General features: G+C 46.3%; 16 protein-coding genes. 12 read left to right on the top strand and 4 right to left on the bottom strand.

The features are described 5' to 3' along the window. Window positions 1-8: 8 nt before the first annotated feature. The gene (locus KDM92_RS04180) at window positions 9-950 is read right to left on the bottom strand and encodes a glycoside hydrolase family 16 protein (protein WP_212683140.1); all 942 of its coding nucleotides are present in this window, start codon (window positions 948-950) and stop codon (window positions 9-11) included. Window positions 951-1,412: 462 nt separating this feature from the next. On the opposite strand from KDM92_RS04180, the gene KDM92_RS04175 reads away from it, so the two are divergent. The 12 genes from KDM92_RS04175 (at window position 1,413) to KDM92_RS04120 (ending at window position 19,459) form a co-directional block, all read left to right on the top strand. Next, the gene (locus KDM92_RS04175) at window positions 1,413-2,699 is read left to right on the top strand and encodes an ABC transporter substrate-binding protein (protein ID WP_212683139.1); all 1,287 of its coding nucleotides are present in this window, start codon (window positions 1,413-1,415) and stop codon (window positions 2,697-2,699) included. A gap of 6 nt (window positions 2,700-2,705) precedes the next feature. Further along, on the top strand, window positions 2,706-3,584 hold the full coding sequence (locus KDM92_RS04170; protein WP_212683138.1) for a carbohydrate ABC transporter permease: 879 nt from the start codon (window positions 2,706-2,708) through the stop codon (window positions 3,582-3,584). Beyond that, entirely contained in the window at window positions 3,581-4,486 is a 906-nt protein-coding gene (locus tag KDM92_RS04165) for a carbohydrate ABC transporter permease (RefSeq protein WP_212683137.1), read from the top strand. Before KDM92_RS04170 ends, KDM92_RS04165 begins: the two co-directional genes overlap by 4 nt. A 70-nt stretch (window positions 4,487-4,556) precedes the next feature. Beyond that, window positions 4,557-5,621 (top strand): ABC transporter ATP-binding protein, encoded by a 1,065-nt coding sequence (locus KDM92_RS04160; protein ID WP_212683136.1) that lies wholly within the window; start codon window positions 4,557-4,559, stop codon window positions 5,619-5,621. Between the two features lie 9 nt (window positions 5,622-5,630). Beyond that, complete coding sequence (locus tag KDM92_RS04155; RefSeq protein ID WP_212683135.1) at window positions 5,631-7,220, top strand: tryptophan halogenase family protein; 1,590 nt, start codon at window positions 5,631-5,633, stop codon at window positions 7,218-7,220. A 219-nt stretch (window positions 7,221-7,439) separates the two neighbouring features. Beyond that, entirely contained in the window at window positions 7,440-8,468 is a 1,029-nt protein-coding gene (locus tag KDM92_RS04150) for a LacI family DNA-binding transcriptional regulator (RefSeq protein WP_212683134.1), read from the top strand. A gap of 245 nt (window positions 8,469-8,713) precedes the next feature. Beyond that, window positions 8,714-10,123 (top strand): glycoside hydrolase family 5 protein, encoded by a 1,410-nt coding sequence (locus KDM92_RS04145; protein ID WP_230408166.1) that lies wholly within the window; start codon window positions 8,714-8,716, stop codon window positions 10,121-10,123. 14 nt (window positions 10,124-10,137) lie between these two features. Further along, the gene (locus KDM92_RS04140; protein ID WP_212683133.1) at window positions 10,138-11,529 is read left to right on the top strand and encodes a GH1 family beta-glucosidase; all 1,392 of its coding nucleotides are present in this window, start codon (window positions 10,138-10,140) and stop codon (window positions 11,527-11,529) included. Window positions 11,530-12,133: 604 nt separating this feature from the next. Beyond that, complete coding sequence (locus tag KDM92_RS04135) at window positions 12,134-14,719, top strand: glycoside hydrolase family 3 protein (RefSeq protein ID WP_329603126.1); 2,586 nt, start codon at window positions 12,134-12,136, stop codon at window positions 14,717-14,719. Between the two features lie 121 nt (window positions 14,720-14,840). Further along, a complete protein-coding gene (locus tag KDM92_RS04130) occupies window positions 14,841-16,166 on the top strand; it encodes a sugar MFS transporter (RefSeq protein WP_212683132.1) in 1,326 nt (441 codons plus the stop codon). A gap of 16 nt (window positions 16,167-16,182) precedes the next feature. Beyond that, the gene (locus KDM92_RS04125; protein ID WP_438947457.1) at window positions 16,183-17,568 is read left to right on the top strand and encodes a GH1 family beta-glucosidase; all 1,386 of its coding nucleotides are present in this window, start codon (window positions 16,183-16,185) and stop codon (window positions 17,566-17,568) included. A 28-nt stretch (window positions 17,569-17,596) separates the two neighbouring features. After that, window positions 17,597-19,459: a beta-N-acetylhexosaminidase gene (locus KDM92_RS04120; protein WP_212683131.1), complete on the top strand. Its 1,863-nt coding sequence runs from the start codon at window positions 17,597-17,599 to the stop codon at window positions 19,457-19,459. Between the two features lie 74 nt (window positions 19,460-19,533). On the opposite strand, the gene KDM92_RS04115 is transcribed toward KDM92_RS04120, so the two are convergent. The 3 genes from KDM92_RS04115 to KDM92_RS04105 form a co-directional block, all read right to left on the bottom strand. Then, on the bottom strand, window positions 19,534-19,914 hold the full coding sequence (locus KDM92_RS04115) for a 2OG-Fe(II) oxygenase (RefSeq protein ID WP_212683130.1): 381 nt from the start codon (window positions 19,912-19,914) through the stop codon (window positions 19,534-19,536). Window positions 19,915-20,037: 123 nt separating this feature from the next. Continuing rightward, on the bottom strand, window positions 20,038-20,406 hold the full coding sequence (locus KDM92_RS04110) for a hypothetical protein (RefSeq protein WP_212683129.1): 369 nt from the start codon (window positions 20,404-20,406) through the stop codon (window positions 20,038-20,040). An 87-nt stretch (window positions 20,407-20,493) separates the two neighbouring features. Then, a complete protein-coding gene (locus KDM92_RS04105; RefSeq protein ID WP_230408189.1) occupies window positions 20,494-20,802 on the bottom strand; it encodes a 50S ribosome-binding protein YggL in 309 nt (102 codons plus the stop codon). Window positions 20,803-20,909 lie beyond the last annotated feature (107 nt).

Genomic DNA, 20,909 nt, shown 5'->3' with positions numbered 1-20,909 from the left:
TTCATCGCCTATTTTTGATACACCCGCACATAATCAATTTCAAACTTACTAGGGAAGATGCTGTCATCTACTGCTCCACCTAGATCACCACCGATTGCCAGATTTAGTATTAAATACTGCGGCTGATCGAAAGGCCATTTCTTGTAGTCACCGTTCTTGGGATTGAGAAACTGGAAGTAGTATTTATTGTCGACTCCAATCGCAATTTGATCTTGATCCCAAAATAGTTGATAGGTATGAAAGGCATCACATGCGTCGTTGACCACAGTTTCTTTGGTGTTGCCTGTTCCACTGGGCCAGTTGTAGAAAGCGGTATAAGCACTCCCAAGAATTTTTCCTTTGTTCTTGCCAACGTGTTCCATAATATCGATTTCACCATCATCGGGCCAGACGCCTTTGGTGCCGAGTGTCCAGATTGCTGGCCAAGTACCTAGACCGCAAGGGAGTTTGGCGCGGATTTCGAAATAGCCGTAAGTCCAGCTAGCCTTGCCGCGTGTAAGCAGGCGCGCAGAGGTGTAGGCCTGCCCGCCATAATCGCTTGCATTATTCAATTGTTCTTTGCGGGCAGTAATCGTTAGTAAGCCATTGTCGACTTGTGCGTTCTCTAATCGGTCTTTGGAATAGTATTGACGCTCATTGTTATACCAACCTGCTTTATTCCGTTCAGTATCAAACATCCATTTTGAGGAATTTGGTAAGCCCGCTAGATCGAATTCGTCCGCCCAAACTAATTTCCAGTTTGTTGGAATACCGGCGGCAGGTAAGGCAGGCGTGCTTTGACTCGGCGTCGTCGCTGGCGTGGCTGAACCAGCGGCATTATTTGATGAGGTGCTTGCGGAAGCGCCACCACCGCATGCGTTGAGTGCAACTAAGGCGGTACTTAGACTGAGCAAACACGCAGACAAGCGTACTTTGCTGTTGTTCCAAGTGAGTTCAATGTTTGTCCTCATGTCAGAATCTCCGATGGCGTTGTGCTCAGTAAGTGTTGATTGATCAGTAATAAGAAGCAAATTCCGCACTGTTGTATTCTTCTTTCGACAATGTGGAATCGTTTCCAATTTGGTGTAAAGTATGGCATTATTCATTTTCAAGTGTCAACTGAAAAGCCAATATTCTTAGGTAAAACACGTCAAACGATGAGAGCGCAATCTGCTGAAAATATAGACATGAAGACTTAAATCGAATTGTTTGACAGTAAAATTTGAAGAATGCTATAGTCTTTTAGCGTGGTAACGTTTCCAAAGTGGGCTTGTAAAAAGTGTGCGGAAACGTAAAAACTGAAAAATATCTGAAAAATAAAAGACAAAGAACGACGCAAGCAATACGAGGAAAGATATCTTCGATTATTTGCGATAGATTCAAAAAAAGAGAAACATCATGCAGACAAAGTATCTGCATCGTAAGGAGACTGGATGTTGAATTTTAAAAAGACGCTGCTGTCATTGAGTATCGCTTCAATCGCATCAGCATCCGCCTTGGTGGCAGGGCATGTTGTTGCTCAAAACAGCATGGTGCGAGCGGCCAAGCCAATCCCCGTAGAAAAAGCAGAAATCATTCATTGGTGGACTTCGAATAGTGAATCTGCAGCGGCCAAACTAATCGCAGAAAACTATCGCAAAGCTGGCGGCATTTGGGTAGACACCGCAATCGCTGGCGCCGATCAGGCTCGCGCAGTGGCTATTAATCGTATCGTCGGAAGCAATCCGCCGACGGCAGCACAATTTAATACAACGAAGCAATTTCTCGACTTGGTTGAGCAGGGTATGCTCAACAACGTCGATGATGTTGCGAAGAGTGAAGCTTGGGAAAAAATTCTGCCGGAACCTGTCCTTAACGTTATTCGCATAAATGGACATTACTATGCCGTACCCGTGAACATTCATATGCAAACTTGGTTTTGGTATTCCAAGGCAGCGTTTAAGAAGGCTGGAATAGCCAAAGAACCTGCCAGCATGGATGAGATGTTTGCGGCTATGGATAAACTCAAAGCCGTTGGTATCATTCCTCTCGCACACGGCGGGCAAGCGTGGCAGGAAACGATCGTCTTTCAAGCGATGTTAGCTAATATTGGTGGCAAGGACCTTTATCTAAGTGTGATTCGTGATCGAGATCAAAAGGCAATCAATTCAGAAGCGTTTAAAAAAGTTCTACTCGCATTCAAACGTATGCAGAGCTACATAGATGCAGGTTCGCCAGGTCGCAATTGGAATGATGCTACCGCAATGCTGATTAGTGGTAAGGCGGGAGTGCAGATTATGGGTGATTGGGTCAAGGGCGAATTTGCTGCGGCAAAGCAAGTGGCTGGTAAAGATTTTGGTTGTATCGCTGGGCTGACCCAGAACTCGCCGTACTTAATTCAAGGTGACGCGTTTGTTTTTCCAAGAACCAATAATCCTAGCACCGTGCAAGCGCAAAAGTTGTTAGCCAAAGTCTTATTGAATCCCTCCACGCAATTGGAATTTAACAAGCTCAAAGGTTCGATCCCAATTCGTAACGATGTCGATACAGCGACCATGGATATTTGTGCTCAAACTGGCATGGCGATTATGAAAGACAAGTCACGTCAAGTTGGTATTAGCGAAATATTTTTGACGCCAGATCAAAACGGCGCGTTACAAGATATTTTGACGGCATACTGGAATACCCGTATTCCCGTTGAAAAAGTGCAAAAAAGCATCGCTAGTGCGCTCAAGGATTGATCTCTCATGCATCTGAAGCACTTGTTCCGCCGTGTTGTTCCTGTTGCCGCTATTGTGCCGATGGCGTTGGTGACCTTGGTCGCCTACTTGGGCGCGACATTGTGGTCGATTAGGGTGTCGTTCTCTAACTCACGTACTATGCCAACCGACACTTTCGTTGGCGTTGCGCAGTATGTGAAACTGTTTGATAACGATCGATGGTTGCTATCAATTGAAAACATTGCTGTTTATACCGTGTTATTCATTTTGATTAGTATGATCCTGGGCTTTTTGTTAGCTGTTTTTATTGACCAGAAAGTGATGGCCGAGGGAGCATTGCGTACAGTCTTTCTATATCCCTACGCGATGTCATTTGTGGCAACGGGTCTGATTTGGCAATGGATGCTGACACCAGGAATTGGGATCGAATACGCGGTAAAACAAATGGGGTTCCCCGACTTTACTTTTGATTGGATTATTGATCAAGACAAAGTCATTTACACGATTGTGATTGCGACCGTTTGGCAGACTGCGGGTCTAGTAATGGCTTTGCTGTTGGCGGCACTGCGCGGAATCGATGAAGAAATTTGGAAAGCCGCTCGCCTTGATGGTATTCCTGTCTGGCGTGTCTATGTGTCCATTATTATTCCTATGCTAGCGCCAGCGATGGCGACGGTTTTTCTGTTGCTATCAACAACCGCGGTAAAACTATTTGATTCGGTAGTTGCGATGACGCAAGGTGGTCCGGGAACAGCCAGCGAGGTTCCTGCCAAATTTATTATGGATCATTTGTTTGGTCGCGCAAATATTGCACTTGCCTCTGCTGGCGCGGTGATGTTGCTAGTGCCGGTGATTGTGATTCTTGCTCCTTATGTGTACGCCCGCAGTCGGAGGAAGCTCGCATGACTGTCACCAAGGCTGTACAACATAAGCCTAAGTACGCAAAACGCGCAACACGCAGCTGGACGCCAGCCCGCTTAGGGATCTACGCTTTTTTGTTTAGCGCCGCTGTGTTCTTCTTGTTGCCGCTTTACATTATGCTCGTCACCTCCGTGAAAAGCATGGATGAAATTCGGATGGGAAATATTTTTGCCTTACCGACTCAATTTACCATCGAGCCCTGGATTGCTGCGTGGACCAGTGCCTGCACAGGTATAGCCTGTGAAGGCATTCGTAGTGGCTTTATGAATTCATTGTCAATTGCTATCCCTAGTACGATTATTCCGATCTTGTTAGGGGCCCTTAATGGCTATGCATTGTCATTTTGGAGACCGCGTGGTGCAAACGTCTTGTTCGGTATTTTAATGGTGGGGGCATTCATTCCTGTACAGGTAATGATTTTTCCGTTGGTCAGAATCTTAGCGAGCATTGACTTATATAGTTCCTTACCCGGTATCGTCTTGGTTCACACGGTGTTTAGTATGCCGGTAATGACGCTTCTGTTCCGCAATTATTACAGCACCATTCCACATGAATTGTTTCAGGCGGCACGTATCGATGGTGGAGGTTTTGCTCGTATTTTCGTGCAGTTGGTGTTGCCGATGTCAACCCCGATCATTGTGGTGGCGGCGATTATGCAATTGACGGGCGTGTGGAACGATTACATTCTGGGTTTGGTCTTTGCCGGGCGCGATCACTTGCCGATGACGGTGCAACTCAACAATGTGATTAACACGACGACCGGTACACGGCTATACAACGTGAACATGGCGGCGACAATTTTGACTTCATTAGTGCCATTGACGCTGTACTTTGTGTCAGGACGATGGTTTGTGCGCGGCATAGCTGCAGGTGCAGTCAAGGGATGATTGATTCACTTGAGAAACGATTAACAGTACATCTATTAAGCAGCACAAAAAGGGAAATAAAGGATACAACGTGGCGAATGTTCGTTTGCAAAATCTGGGCATCAATCTGAGCGGTAATCAGATTATTTCAGAACTCGATCTGGCAGTGGACGCTGGGGAGTTTTTGGTTTTGCTTGGTCCCTCTGGATGTGGCAAATCGACTCTGTTGCACGCTATTGCAGGCTTGATCGATGTCAGCGCGGGCAGTATTGAGATAGCCGGTCAAGACATGACATGGGCTGATCCTAGCGAACGCCAAATCGGAATGGTGTTTCAATCCTATGCGTTATATCCGACCATGACTGTTGAGAAAAACATGTCCTTTGGTCTGCGAATTAACGGCACTCCTAAGGCAGAGATCGAAAGACGTATCAATAAAGTCGCCGAGATGTTGCATCTGACGCCGCTATTGAAACGTAAGCCCGCGGCACTATCGGGTGGACAAAGACAACGGGTAGCGATTGGACGAGCTTTGGTGCGTGAAGCGGAAGTGTTTTTGTTTGATGAGCCTTTGTCGAATTTGGATGCGAAACTACGCACCAACTTACGTCGCGAATTAAAGTTACTGCACCAGCAATTGCAGTCAACCATGATCTATGTGACCCATGATCAAGTCGAGGCAATGACCTTGGCGACGCGGATTGTGGTCATGCAAGCAGGTAAAATTCAGCAGATCGGTACACCAGAATGTGTGTACGAGCGCCCGGTAAATTTGTTTGTGGCGGGTTTTCTAGGTGCGCCAGCGATGAATTTTATTCAGGGGCAATTGGATGCGCAACAGTGCTTTGTTTCCGAATCGTTAAGTCTAGACTTATCTTCTTATGTCTTTGCCGCCGACGGCGAGTGTCGCGGTGATGTGGTTCTTGGTGTGCGTCCTGAGCAAATTCAAATCCGTGATGATGGACAGTTTAACGGCGTGGTTACTTTGGTAGAGCCGATGGGAAATCATTTGGTCGTTTGGCTGCAGGCGGGAGCACAAACGGTTTCGTGCATAGTGAATCAACAGCGCTCATTCGCTATTGGTCAGAGTGTGTCGTATGGCGTTGATACAAGCAAGATTTCTTTGTTTGATCCTCGCACTGAACAGCGACTATAGGAAATAATTATGCAAAGTGAATTGACACTCAATACTGATGCAAACGCACAAAATACACGTGCTTTGAAAGATTTAATTATTGTTGGCGGTGGCACCGCAGGCTGGATGACCGCCGCAGCTTTATCACGTTGTTTGCCACAGGGTTTACGTATTCGTTTAGTGGAATCTGATCAGATTTCAACGATTGGGGTTGGCGAAGCAACGATACCGAGTATTCGCGCCTTTAATCAATTATTAAACTTAGACGAAGATGAGTTTATCCGTCAGACGCAGGCGACTTTCAAACTCGGTATTGAATTTGTTAATTGGGGGAAGCCCGGTGATTCTTATATTCATGGATTCGGTCAGATTGGGCGCGATCAGGTAGTTGCTAAGTTCTATCAATACTGGCTCAAGATGTATCAGGCTGGAAAGGCTCCAGATTTAGAAGCGTTTTCGATTAATACCGTTGCTCCGCGCCATGCCAAATTTATGCGGCCACCCAAAGATATGCCGAATTCTCCATTGTCGGATATCTCTTATGCCTTTCATTTTGATGCAGGTTTGTATGCCCGATATTTGCGCGGTATCGCAGAGCGTCAAGGTGTTTTGCGTACCGAAGGTCGGATCGTCGAAGTGCAGACCAATGCACAGAATGGGCATATCACTGCTTTACGAATGGAAAGTGATGATCTGATCAGTGCAGATTTCTTTATTGATTGCTCAGGTTTATCTGGCCTGCTGATCGAAAAGACTCTGCAGACTGGGTATGAGGATTGGAGTCATTATTTACCAGCTGATAGTGCGATTGCCGTGCCATGCACCTCATCTGAAACCTTGTTGCCTTACACACGTTCAACGGCGCATCAGGCCGGGTGGCAGTGGCGTATTCCCCTGCAACATCGGACTGGTAATGGTCATGTCTTTTGCAGTAAGTTCATGAGTGCAGATGAGGCACAAGCCATCTTGATGCGTAATTTAGATGGCGAGGCACTAGCAGAGCCACGCTTGATTCGTTTTACCACTGGTAAGCGTAAACGCGCTTGGAATAAGAATTGCGTAGCTATCGGATTGTCTGGCGGGTTTATGGAGCCACTCGAATCGACCAGTATTCACATGATACAAACGGCGATCATGCGACTTCTGAGTTTGTTCCCTGACCGTGGTTTCAGTCAGGTGGATATTGACACCTATAATGCACAAAATGATGAAGAATATCAGCGTATTCGGGATTTTTTGATTATGCATTACAAGTTAAATCAGCATCCAGATTCAGCGTTTTGGCGTTATTGCCGTGAAATGGAAGTACCAAAAGAAGTACAGCATAGAATTGATTTATATCGTAGCCATGGGCGCATTTTTAGGCTAGGAGAAGAATTGTTTGCAGAGGCGAGTTGGCTGCAAGTCATGCATGGGCAAGGTTTGCGTGCCAATGGTTACCATCCTTTAGTTGATCAGCGCAGTGAGGAAGATATAGCTTATTTCCTTAGTCAAGTTGAAAAAACGATACAAAAATGTGTCGATGTGATGCCTACGCATGCTGAGTTTATTGCTGCCACATGTGCTGCTGAAAAAGTGGATTTTGGTGTGATGCCGCAATCGCCGCGCTATGGTACTTAATTTTCTATGGGGCGAGGGTCTGGTGCCGTGACAACAAAATTGCATTCTTAAGGCGGCAACACGCAGACCAGTATTCTTACAAGTGGTTTTAAACGATGTATCGGTACGGTGTCGGTGAAGTATTGGAATTGATAGGAAGATGAAAGAGCGCGTTACAATACCTCTTTCCAGAATTGTTGAGCGCGGAACCCTGCAAGGGAAGCGAGAGTAAAAGAGATTATGGCAACCATAAAAGATGTAGCCCGTTTAGCGGGAGTCGGATTGGGAACAGCCTCACGCGTCGTGAGTGGCAAGGGGTCGGTGTCGCCTGCAACTTTGGAAAAAGTAAAAAAGGCGATTGAAGAATTAGATTTTCGGCCCTCCCATGCAGCACGTTCTTTGCTGTCGGGATCGACCCGTATGATAGGGGTGTATATACCACTACTCAAAGGGACATTCTACATGCCGATTTTGCAGTCGATTGACAATGAACTGCGCGCCGAAGGATTGCACATGGTTGTGGCGTTTGGTGTTGGTGCAGGAAATTTCCGAGAACAAGCCATCGATGGGATTAATTTTTTAATTGAGCGAGGCTGTGATGGCTTGATTGTGATGAGTAATGCGCTCGAAGATGCTGATATCGAGGTGCTAGGGAATAAGAAGACCAACTTGGTGGTCTTAAATCATCGATATGATTGTATCGCTGATCAATGTTTTACTGCCGATCATAATTTGGGTGGACGTATGGCAGCACAAGCTCTGTTAAAACATAAACACAAAAAAATTGCAGTGATTGCTGGTCCCTCTAGTGCGCCCGATAACGTAGATCGGATTGGCGGTTTTATGCATGAGCTAGAACTTGGTGGAATCGATGTCAGCAAGATGTGGGTTGCAGAGAGCAATTTTGCACCAGACGGTGGCTGGGCTTCTGCACAAGAATTAGTCGAGTCAGATTATGATTTTACCGCTGTATTTTGCGCCAATGATGAGATGGCGATTGGTACTTTATCGTATTTTCAACACGCGGGTATAGATGTACCAGGTGAGGTTTCGGTGGTCGGCTATGATGATACAGAAACGGCAGCGTTTTCAGCACCACGTCTGTCTTCGGTTCACATTGCTTGGCGTGAAATGACGATGAGTGGACTTAGTTTTTTACTGAATCGTTGCTACGATCTTGAACGACCAGTGCAAAGAAAATTTCCAGTAAGTATGACTTGGCGCAACTCAGTGGAAAAAGCACCACGTGCTTCTTTTCGCAAACGATAGGCGATAAACGCTGTAGGTTGACAGCCTTAGGTCACAAAAGAACATGCGATTTAGCGTGTTTTTTTTGAATGCCAAATGGAAACGATTCCAATTGAATGAGTGCAAAATTTGCTGAGTTAGAACAAGGTCGTTGGTGAATCAAAGTCGGTACTTTTTGATTTAGATAGTTGAAAAAAGACGTGAGGTAAAAAAGTGAGCAGGTCAAAACTAAGTGCTTTACAAAAAATCAGTAGAGAGGGCAAGCCATGATTTATACAAACTACCTCAAATCATTGCGTCAAACGGGTATGCACTGGTGTTCGCGAGGCGTATTAATGATGAGCTTGTGCATTAGTATCAACGCCTGCGGCTCAAGTGGTGCAACAAATGCCAGTGCGGTAACCGCGAGCGTTACTACGATCGTGCCAGTTCCACAAGTTGTGGTGCGTGAAAAACCAGTCATGCTGCGGACAGAAGGCACGCAATGGTTGCGCCCTGACGGCACGCAAAAAATACTAAAGGGAGTCAACCTTGGTAATTGGTTGATGCAAGAGTTTTGGATGATGGGACAGGGTACGAACGGAATAGATGATCAATGTAAGCTCGAAGCGGTATTGGATCAACGTTTCGGTTATGCGGAGCGTGAACGTTTGTATCGCCTCTTTCGACAAAATTGGATGCGCACAAGAGATTGGGATTTGATCGAACAGTTTGGCTTGAACGTGGTACGCCTACCGTTTATTTGGAGTTTGATCGAAGACGAAAAAAATCCACGCAAATTGCGTACCGATGCTTGGGAATTTCTTGATGATGCGATTGCGCAAGCTGAGCAACGTGGAATGCATGTGATCCTCGACTTGCATGGTGCGGTAGGGAGTCAAGGCTGGGAGCATCATTCTGGTTGCGCTGGAAAAAATCTCTATTGGGATAACGCCGAATTTCAGGAACGCACTATGTGGCTATGGCAGCAAGTTGCGGGTCGATATAAAGATCGAGCCGCGGTCGCTGGATACAGTCTACTCAATGAGCCATGGGGCGCAAGTCCTGAAGTGATGGCGAGGGAAGTAAAGCGCCTGTATCAGGTGGTGCGTGCAGTAGATCCCAACCACGTGATTATCTTGCCTGGTCATTCAAGCGGTATTGATGCTTATGGTCGTCCTGATGAGCAAGGATTACGGAATGTCGCATTTGAAATCCATCCATATCCCGGATTCTTTGGTTGGGGGCAACCAAGTTTGCAAGTGCATAAAGATTGGCTGCGTTGTAATGGTGCAGGCTTGAGTGGAACTGTCGGTGTTTGCGAATGGAATCGCCGTCTAAAAAATTTAAACACAGCCTTGTTTATTGGAGAATTTCAACCATGGGCAGGTTTAGGCGCTGAACTCGGTGGGCAAATTACACGCGTCACTTACGACACCTATGCATCGCTTGGTTGGGCTGCGACTAGTTGGTCTTATAAGCTGGTAAGTAACAACGGCGGTCAGGGCAATGGGACTTGGGGCTTAGTCACGAATAAAAGTGGACAGCCAATTCCAGCATTGGATTTCAACACCGCTAGTCTTAAAGAAATTGAAGTCCTGTTCCTTAGCTTTGGCAGTATTCCCTACGAACCGCAACAAGCCGTTATGACCTGGATGACTAGCGCGGTTGCTCCTAATCCTTTTGCTCAACCATAAACATGATGTCCTCAATGAATTCATCAGCAATCCTTAATACAGCCGTGACTTCCGCCGTGCCATTGCCAAACGTAACTCGCATGGATTTTCCGTCCAACTTTGTTTGGGGCTGTTCCACGTCGTCTTTTCAAATTGAAGGGGCGGCTCTCACCGATGGTCGAGTGCCATCGATCTGGGATACTTTTTGTGCCAAACCCGGTGCCATTCGTGATGGTAGCGACGGCTCCGTAGCATGTGACCACTATCATCGTTGGCCCGAGGATTTAGATATCGCAAAACAACTCGGTGTGAACGCTTATCGATTCTCAATTGCTTGGCCGCGCATTATTACCGAACCAGGTGGCGTCCCGAATCAGCAGGGCTTGGATTTCTATTCTCGCTTGGTTGATGGCATGTTGGAGCGTGGATTACAGCCTTGGGCGACTTTGTACCATTGGGATCTACCGCAGTACTTACAAAATCTGGGCGGATGGGAAAATCGTTCGACGATCGATGCCTATCTAAGTTATGTGGATGTAATGACTCGACACTTGGGTGATCGCGTTAAACATTGGATTACCCACAATGAACCATGGTGTACCGCAATGCACGGGAATTGGGATGGTATGCATGCACCAGGGAAAAAAGATTTCAAAGTAGCTCTACAGGTTGCACACCATGTGATGGTGTCACACGGATTAGCGGCACCAATCATCAGAGCCAATGTGACTGAATCTAGCGTCGGTATTGCATTAAGTCTTCATCCATTGCGTGCCGCCAGCAAAAATGAAGAAGATCAAGAAGCTATGCAAAGACATGATGGCTTACGAAATCGATGGTTCCTTGATCCTTTATTTGGCCTTGGCTATCCGCTTGATATACAAGCACATTGTGCTGAATACTTACCGGAGATGCTACCAGGAGACATGGACGCTATTGCGGTACCAATCGACTTCTTAGGAGTTAATTACTACTTCCCTGAGACCATATCAGCAGCACCACAGAATCCGCCATTACATACGGAATTAAAGCTATTAGCCGATCGTGAGCGAACTGGTTTTGGTTGGGAAGTTGCGCCAGATGGTATGCAAGAGCTTCTTTGTAGAATAAAGCAAGACTATCCGAGTATTCCTATTTATCTCACCGAGAACGGCTCCAGCTATGATGATCATCTAGATCAAGATGGGCAGATACAAGATACAAGTCGACGTAATTATTTTATTCGTCACCTTGATGCATTAAAGCAAGCGAGACAGTCGGGTGTTGATGTGCGCGGTTATTTCGCTTGGAGTTTGATAGATAATTTTGAGTGGGCGGAAGGCTATTTGCGTCGATTTGGCATGGTGTATGTCGATTTTGCGACACAAGTCAGAACAATCAAGCAAAGTGGGTATTGGTTTAGAGACTTTTTACAGTTGAAAAAGTAGCGATGATTTTGACAGTGAAATGCTTCTTCTCTAAATTAGAAGCTAGGCTGTTTGTACGACTTTTCCCGGGGGGGGAGAGGTGAGAGTGGGGGCGAACAAAGGCATGTAGGTTTTGCTGTTGTTCGCCCCGCATTCTGGGCATGAAGCTAAGCAGAAACAGGCGAGAAAAATTTTTTAAAAATAATTGGTAACGTTTCCAAAATTGATTTAGAATAAAACGGAAAGCTTCCCAGTCAGATGTAAACATTGGGAAAAAGGTGTGATTTGAATAGGGGTTGATCGACATTTCCTGAATTTATGAAAGCCTGTAATACCCAATCTCAGTGCTTTCTTGTCGAAGCAAACGTTGATCAAGCTTATCTGCAAACTGATGGATTACCCATTCTCAGTAAGTTTTGCCTTATTCACCAATATGCAAAACTGCAGGAAACACGAAGATAAATATCCAGTCGAGTCACGTGAACAAAGTGTGTGCTCTATCTGCGAAACAAAGCACGAAGAATTTTTGAAATCAATGTTAAACGAGTGCGCAATGACTCACATAGCAGAGTAAGAAATGCTGAGTATCAATGCAATGGAATCAAGATAAATAAGAGAGACAATCGTGAAATCAAACAAATATCAAAAGACTTTACTTAAATCCGTGCCACTCAGTTTGGCATTCGCATTTAGTTGCACTACAGCGTATGCATACACACAAAGCGGCCCTGAAGTAGCAGCGGTGATCAAAAGCCCGACAGACAAATCAAGTTTAAAGACATGGCCACGGGTGAAAAGTGCCATTGCAAAAGATCCTGTGATGGAGGCGAAAATTGCAAAGATGGTCGGGCAAATGAGCCTGGCACAAAAAGTTGGGCAGATGACGCAACCAGAAATCAAATTTATTACGCCCGACGACGTGCGTAAATATTATTTAGGTTCAGTACTCAACGGGGGTGGTAGCTGGCCAAAAATGAACAAGTATGCGACAGCTGCTGATTGGGTGAGTCTTGCAGACCAATATTACGCAGCATCGATGAGTACCGATATGGTTGATAAAGTACCAGTCATTTGGGGTATTGATGCGATTCACGGAAATAGTAACGTGGTTGGTGCAACCTTGTTCCCGCATAACATCGGTTTAGGCGCAGCACGTAACCCAAAAATCATTTCGCAGATGGCCGAACATGTCGGTAAATCTGTACGCGCCACAGGTATTGCTTGGGTGTTTGCCCCGACTTTGGCGGTGGTTCGTGATGCTCGATGGGGACGCGCTTATGAAAGCTTTGCAGAGGACGGTAAGCTCGTTAAAGAATATGGCGCACTCTATGTGAAAGGGTTGCAAGGTAGTTTCAAAGATGATCGAAATGTCGTTGCAACAGCCAAACATTTCATTGGTGATGGTGGTACGGATAAAGGTATAGATCGCGGCGTCACTAAATCGACTTTGCACGAAATGATTAATGTGCACGCTCAAGGTTACTACGGTGCATTTGCCGCTGGTGCGCAAACCGTGATGGCTTCATACAATAGTTGGAACGACGTAGCAGCAGGTGTCAATTACGGAAAAATGCACGGTAGCAAAGCGCTGCTGACAGATGCGTTAAAAGACAAAATGGGATTTGATGGCTTCGTTGTATCTGATTGGGATGGTATTGCCGAAGTGCCCGGTTGTAGCAACGACAGCTGTGCGCAAGCGATCAATGCTGGTATCGACATGGTGATGGTGCCAGAGAATTGGAAGAACTTTATCGCCAATACGATTAAACAAGTGGAAGCAGGCGAAATTCCAATGGCGCGTATTGATGATGCCGTGACGCGGATTATTCGAGTAAAAATGCGCGCTGGTTTGTTTGGTAAAAAACCGTCCGACAACAAATATGCGGGCAAGCAAGATGCCTTGCAAGCACGCGACCTAGCGCGTCAAGCTGTACGTGAGTCATTAGTGTTGCTAAAGAATGATCAGCAAACCTTGCCTTTGGCACGAGGTAAGAAAATTTTGGTGGTCGGCAAAAGCGCTGACAGCATGATTAACCAATCAGGTGGCTGGTCTATCACCTGGCAAGGAACAGAAAATAAAGAAAGCGATTACACACCAGGCGACACTATTTTGGCGGGGATCAAAGAAGCGGCTGGAGCGGTGAATGTGCATTACAGTGCAAATGCCGACGATGTTGATGTAGCTCAGTTTGATGTGGTGTTAGCTGTGCTCGGCGAGACGCCGTATGCAGAAGGTTTTGGCGATGTTGCGACAAGTCGGCCACTAAGCCATAGCCATTTATTTCCCGAAGATTTGGCGGTTCTGAAAAAGGTCGCGGCAAAAGGCAAGCCTGTTGTGACGGTATTGGTCAGTGGCCGTGCGGTATATGCCAATGACTTGATGAATATGTCAGATAGTTTTGTCGCAGCATGGTTGCCAGGAACAGAAGGCAAGGGTGTTGCCGATGTCTTGTTTAAAAATGCGCAAGGCAAAATTAATCATCCAATGAAGGGACGCCTATCGTTTTCTTGGCCAGCGCAAGCCTGTTTGAATGAGGCAGTTGCAAACGGTGGCAAGCAAGTTCTCTTTAAGTATGGCTATGGCCTGCAATACGGCAAAGCCAAGACGATCGGCAGTTTGCCCGAAGACCATATAAACCAGTGTACGAGCGGAAATTCCTTGCTCATTTCTGGTCCATCCGATTTGACCACATATCCCTTGTTTGTCACGACGGGTACTCGCAAGGTTACCCTGGCGCAAGATTTGGCAATTAGTCATAGCAATGACACAGTCAGTGTGAAGCCTGTGACTTTGGCAAATGTCGTCGGCAAGCAGGTGAGTTGGCGCGGCAAAGGTCGTTATGAAGCCTCTGCGCCGTTCGCAACACCTATTCCAGCATATCTTATTAACGAGGGGGTATTGCAATTTAAGACCCAAGTACATCAAGCACCTAGTGGCAAGGTCAGTATGTGGATGGAGTGCGGCGAGAATTGTGTATCCAGCCTTGATTTGAGTAAGAGCTTTCAAAGCTACCTAGGGGCAGGCGTTAAGACTGTGAAAATCCCGCTCGCATGTTTTGCCGCGCTTGGCGTCGATATGCGTAAAGTCAAAACACCGTTTAGTGTCAGCACCGAGGGCAGTTTTACCGCCGATTTTGCCGACATCCAAATCGTTGGTGGTGCAGCAAAAGATGTCGATGCGCTTGCATGCGACAAGCTAACCGGCAAGTAGATCAAGCACTAAAACGAAGCACTAAAACGAAGCACCAGAACGACGCATCAAAACGAAGCATCATTCGCAACGACATCACTAAAAATAACATCGCAAAGTAAATAGAAAAGGGAGACATTCTATGGCTAGCCAACCAAGTAGCAGTTCAGTCGCCAGTTCAGCTACGAGCCACATAGCTAGTAGTGCCGGAAACCAGCATCAAAGTGCTTTGGTGATTGTGACCTTACTATTCTTTATGTGGGGGCTGCTGACATCCCTCAATGATGTCTTGATTCCGCATTTGAAGGCAGTCTATACACTTAGCTATGTACAGGCGATGTTGGTGCAGTTCTGTTTTTTTGGAGCCTACTTTATTGTTTCATGGCCTGCGGGGGCGTTGATTAAGCGAATCGGGTATCAGAGCGGCGCGGTGACTGGATTGGTCATCGCTGCTGTTGGATGTGCTTTGTTTTATCCTGCGGCGACCAGTGGTTACGGCGTGTTTTTACTAGCGTTTTTTGTGCTCGCATCTGGCATCACGATCCTGCAAGTTGCAGCAAATCCATATGTAACGGTGTTGGGAGACGCGAAGACCGCATCGAGTCGTTTAACTTTGACACAAGCATTCAATTCACTTGGTACCACCATCGCACCAGCATTGGGCGGCCTACTGATCTTATCTGGCACAGTACTTACCGCTGCGCAGTTCGATGCCTTGCCTGAGGTAGAAAAGCTGGCACATCGCGCCAAAGAAGCTGCGGCAGTACAAGGACCTTATCTAGCTTTGGCAGCAGCTTTATTGGTGTTGGCAGTTCTATTTGCCTTGGCACGCTTGCCAAAAATTGTGCATCAAGATGAAGTACAAGCAGCTTCAACCACCGCCACAGGAAAAGATGACTCTGTGTTTTCGCATCGTCATCTGGTATTGGGTGCGATCGGTATTTTCTTGTACGTTGGTGGTGAGGTGAGTATCGGTAGTTTCCTGATCAACTTCTTAGGTGAAGCCAAGATTGCTAATTTAAGTGCTGCAGATGCTGCACATTACGTTAGTTACTACTGGGGTGGCGCAATGATTGGGCGCTTTATCGGTTTCGTTGTGATGCGTAAAGTCAGCCCAGGCAAAGCACTCGCTTTTAATGCCGCTTGCTCGATTGTATTGATCCTGTTAGCGATATTTGGTACTGGTGCCGCCGCAATGTGGGCCTTGATTGCGGTGGGATTGTGTAACTCAATCATGTTCCCTACGATTTTTAGTATGGCTTTAAAAGATTTGGGAAGACACACTGGACAAGGTTCAGGCGTCTTATGTATGGCGATTGTGGGTGGTGCCATCGTTCCATTTGTTCAGGGCTATTTTGCGGATCAGATTGGTCTGCAATGGTCTTTCTTTGTACCAGCGGTTTGCTACATATTTATTCTATTTTTCGGTTTGAAATATGCCGGTATGTATGACAAATCTGCCTACTAAGAGCAAGGAATTCATGATGCCAGAACAAGATACTTTAGCCCATAAATTCCCTGCTAAATTTGTTTGGGGTGTGGCGACTAGTGCGTATCAGATCGAGGGGGCAGCCAATGAAGGTGGTAGAGCGCCTTCGATTTGGGATACTTTTAGCCATACGCCCGGAAAAATTCTCGATCAGAGTAATGGCGATGTCGCCTGTGATCATTATCATCGATATGTAGAAGATGTTGAACATATCGCCAACTTGGGGCTGGATGCGTATCGCTTTTCTGTGTCATGGTCGCGCGTTCAACCTGATGGTTGCGGTGAGTGGAATGAAGAAGGAATGGCTTTTTACGCCCGACTGATTGAAGCATTAACGCAAAAGAATATTCGGGCGCACATGACTCTGTATCACTGGGATTTGCCACAAGCTTTGCAAGAGCAAGGTGGATGGTTGAATCGTGATACTGCTGTTCATTTTGCCCGTTATGCGCAAGAAATGGCAGCCCGTTTTGGAGACCAATTAGCTAGTATTGCTACCCATAATGAACCATGGTGTACCGCCAATTTGGGTTATGGTAATGGCCAATTCGCGCCAGGTGTCGTAGACCCTGTCGCTGCTTTGCAAGTATCGCATCATCTCTTGTTGTCGCACGGCTTGGCGATACAGGCAATGCGTAAGCAAAATAAAAGCGCCAAGTTAGGGATCGTGTTGAATCAGTGGACTGCCGATCCAGCGACCGACAGTGAGGAGGATCGTGCCGCCGCTGCGTGGGAATACGCACGTTCAGTACAGTGGTTCATGGACCCGATTTTTCGAGGACATTATCCAGAGCTCGCGCTCGCCAAAATCGATCGTAGTCGCTTTATCGTCGCCCCAGAAGATATGCAAACGATTCAACAGCCGATTGATTTCTTAGGTATCAATTATTATTTCCGCGCCTATGTCAGTACCGAGACGCCACCTCGTTTGCCAGAGGCCAAACTTGGCATAACAGATATGGGGTGGGAAATTTATCCCGAAGGGCTTAGTCGTCTCTTGATAGGCATACACCAAGAATACAAAGATTTAGGACTGCCACCGATCTATATAACAGAAAATGGTATGGCGGTTGCAGATCAATTAGAAGGCGAGCAAATCCACGACAGCCGACGCATTGACTACATGCAACGCCACTTTCAAGAAGTCGCCAAAGCAATTGAGGCAGGGGTAGATATACGAGGCTTCTTTTATTGGAGCTTGTTGGATAATTTTGAATGGAACTCCGGTTACTTACGCCGCTTTGGCTTGATTTACGTCGACTATGTAAGTCAGCGACGGATTTGGAAAGACAGTGCGATTTGGTTTAAAGGGTTTGTACAACAGTTTCAGCACTGGAGATCCTCAACCAAAGGCACATCAACAAGTCGTGAGCCTACTTAATTAAACCTAGCCGATTGGAGAAAATCGCATGTGGCAACGTATCTTGAACATTGCAAGCCTTGTGTTAGCTTCCTTTTCAGCATCAGCAACGCCAACAGTTGCCATCATCCCACTGCCACACAGCGTACAAGTAGAAAAAGGCAGTTTTACTTTTAATAATCAAACGACGATTTATGCGCAAGATGTGACAAGCTTGCAGAATGCAAAAATTTTGCAGCTGGCGATTAAGCAATTACAAGGCAGGCACCTCAATGTGAAATTGGGGCGCCCTAGCGCAGGTCAAAATAACGTCATCAATTTTTCTGCGCTCGCGCACACTGCAAGTACGGACACTACAAAGAAAGAAGCCTATCAATTAGTAATCAATCGCAATCGCATTACACTCCAAGGTAATGCCACCGGTCAGTTTTATGCAGTGCAAAGTCTGTTACAGATGCTGCCCATCGACTTAAAAAAGAATCTGAGTTTACCCGCCTTAGTGATCCAAGACCAGCCGCGTTTTGCTTGGCGTGGCTTACATTTAGATGTTGGTCGACATATGTATAGCGTGGAGTTTATTAAGTCTCTACTTGATCAAATGGCGATCTATAAAATGAATACCTTTCATTGGCATTTGACCGAAGATCAAGGTTGGCGTATCGAGATCAAAAAATATCCCAAATTGACACAGGTTGGTGCATATCGCAAAGAGACCATCAAAGACCGTAACTTCAATCCTTATATTGGTGATGGCAAACCTTATGGTGGCTTTTATACGCAAGAACAAATCAAAGACGTGGTTGCCTATGCTCAAGCAAGGCACATCGACGTGGTGCCCGAAATTGAATTGCCCGGCCATTCTTTAGCTGCATTAGCAGCTTATCCAGAATTAGCTTGTACTCCTGGTCCCTTTGAAGTTGGAACCGTTTGGGGCATCATTGATGACATCCTTTGCCCAAGTGAGACGACTTTCGAATTTTTAAATAATGTACTGAGTGAAGTAATCGACTTATTCCCCGGCCAATACATTCATATCGGCGGCGACGAAGCACCGAAAACCCGCTGGAAAGCGAGTCCATTGGCGCAAGCTGTCATGCAACGTGAAGGTTTAAAGAACGAAGAAGAATTGCAAAGTTATTTCATACGCCGGGTCGGCCAGTTCATCCAAAGCAAAGGCAAGCGCATGATAGGCTGGGACGAGATTTTAGAAGGAGGCTTAGCACCAAATGCCACCGTCATGTCTTGGCGCGGCGAGGCCGGTGGCATCGCCGCTGCGAAAGAAGGACATGAAGTCATCATGACACCGACAGCGTGGTGCTATTTTGATGCTGGGCAAGGTCCGAAAGAGCAAGAACTGTGGCAACTCGGTGGTGAAATTCCGATTCAAAAAGTGTATTCCTATGATCCTGTTCCCAGTGTACTTAGTCCATCGCAACAACGCTTAATCCGCGGTGTGCAAGCCAACGTCTGGACAGAATATTTACCGACCCAAGAAAAAGTTGAATACATGGTTTTTCCACGATTGCTGGCGATGGCTGAAGTCGCTTGGAGCGCACAAGAACAGCGCCAGTTCGCACAATTTGAAGAACGACTAGAGGCACATTATCCCCGATTAGATTGGCATCAAATCCGGTATCGAATTCCGCGTCCGCATGGTTTAGATCAAGTACAGTGGCAAGGTGAGCAAGCAAGAATTCAACTGCGCGCCCCCGTCCGCAATAGTCGCATGCACGTCAGCTTAGACGGAAGTACCCCCGACGAAAAGACGGCACCGACGACCCAAGCATTGCAATTTGCGGCTAGCCCAACGCAGCCAGTTACCGTAAAGGTATTAACAGTATTACCCGATGGCCGTCGTAGTGCGATACAACAACTGAGGGTTCCGGTATTGCCCCAAGCTGTTACGAAGTAATAGCGAGATGATGTCATGCCTTAGAACTACTCAAAAAACTTCTTTCACAAGGTGCGTAGTTCAGATCGCAAACTTTAGGTCTTGGTATTTTTACCGAGCACCCAGCCCAAAGAAAAAACATAGCGACTACCATCAACGACTTGTGTAACGCTATGTTCACTCACATCAGGCCGAAACAACTTGATTCGTGAAGTCGCGAACAGCGGATCTTTGCAAATAAACTCTCCACCAGATTTTGGTGATTTGAGAATGATATTTAAACGAAAATGTCTTCCTGACTTCACCTGATCGACATGCGGCGGAATCGCCGAGCCTTCTGGATAGCGAATCAAATACGAATCAAACGGAATCGGCCACGATGCTGTCAGCAAAAGCATTTTGTCATAGCCGGTACCCTGCCTTCCGCGTTGCCAGCGAAAAGCTTTTGATAGGTAATTTTGAATTGGATTTGTCATGGAGGGGAAGAGAGTTCAGCTATTCGGGACTGTAAAATTTGTGCGGCAATCAAAGATCTGGTGATTCATACATAAAAAATGCCAAAATCTGTCGTGTTCGACCTAGTTGGCAGGTTAGACTGCTCAAACAACGATTGGTCCATTGACGTCACTCTTTCGATAAATTTGTACGCTTTCATACTGATCTGAATCATCATGCAGTTGAAGTCTTAATGCACATGAAAATTGAATCTCTAAGGTCTGGTCATCAATTACTTTATAGCTTTGCACTGTTTTATTTAGAAGTCGCTGGAAAGACAAATTGTTCCAGCTTTTGATGTCGTTCCATACTGCCGTAAGCACATTGTTTTCAAAAACACTGACACGACTCTGGACGGCAATCCTCGTTTGCGATCCGAAAACAAATTGAACATCAAACCCACCCACACAAATCTGATCGAGGTTACTTCCAACAATGTCGTTTAAATTTAAATCTGTGGGGAATCGATACATGGTCGTTTAACGAAAATCTGGCGGGGTCGCAGGCGACATCAAAAGTAGAAGCGAAGTCATGAGGCGACTCATCAGTCAAAAGTGTTTTCAGAGCGCATATTGAGCCCCATCGTGCCAACCGTCCTGCAAAGCACCAACAGCGACAGTCTTTATCTCCGCTCTGGCTGATAGCCATGCAGATACCGCTGTACGATCTTCATCGGTAGCCGATCCGCGCACGCGAGATACAAACCCCGAGTCCACGCCACCACCATAAGAAAGACCACGAACTTCGACTAATTGCTCCAAAAATGCTGAGAAGAGCACATCCAGTATCTCGTGGGTGGGAGCACACTGCAATTCGATTGATACTGAGAAGGCCAGCTGTCTGAACTCACAGATCCGAAGTTTTTTCATTTGGCGTCGACTACGATTCTTAGACTTAGGTGGGTTTAATTTCACTTCGATAGGTTCTTTCAAACTGGAGCGACTTCAGAAAAAAGGTCTGTCGACTCGGGACGGAT

It is taken from the genome of Affinundibacterium baiyunense, from assembly GCF_018139645.1.
Classification (GTDB): domain Bacteria; phylum Pseudomonadota; class Gammaproteobacteria; order Burkholderiales; family Burkholderiaceae_D; genus Undibacterium; species Undibacterium baiyunense.
The sequence above is the reverse complement of the archived record's forward strand: the minus strand, read 5'-3'. Positions and strand labels throughout refer to the sequence as shown.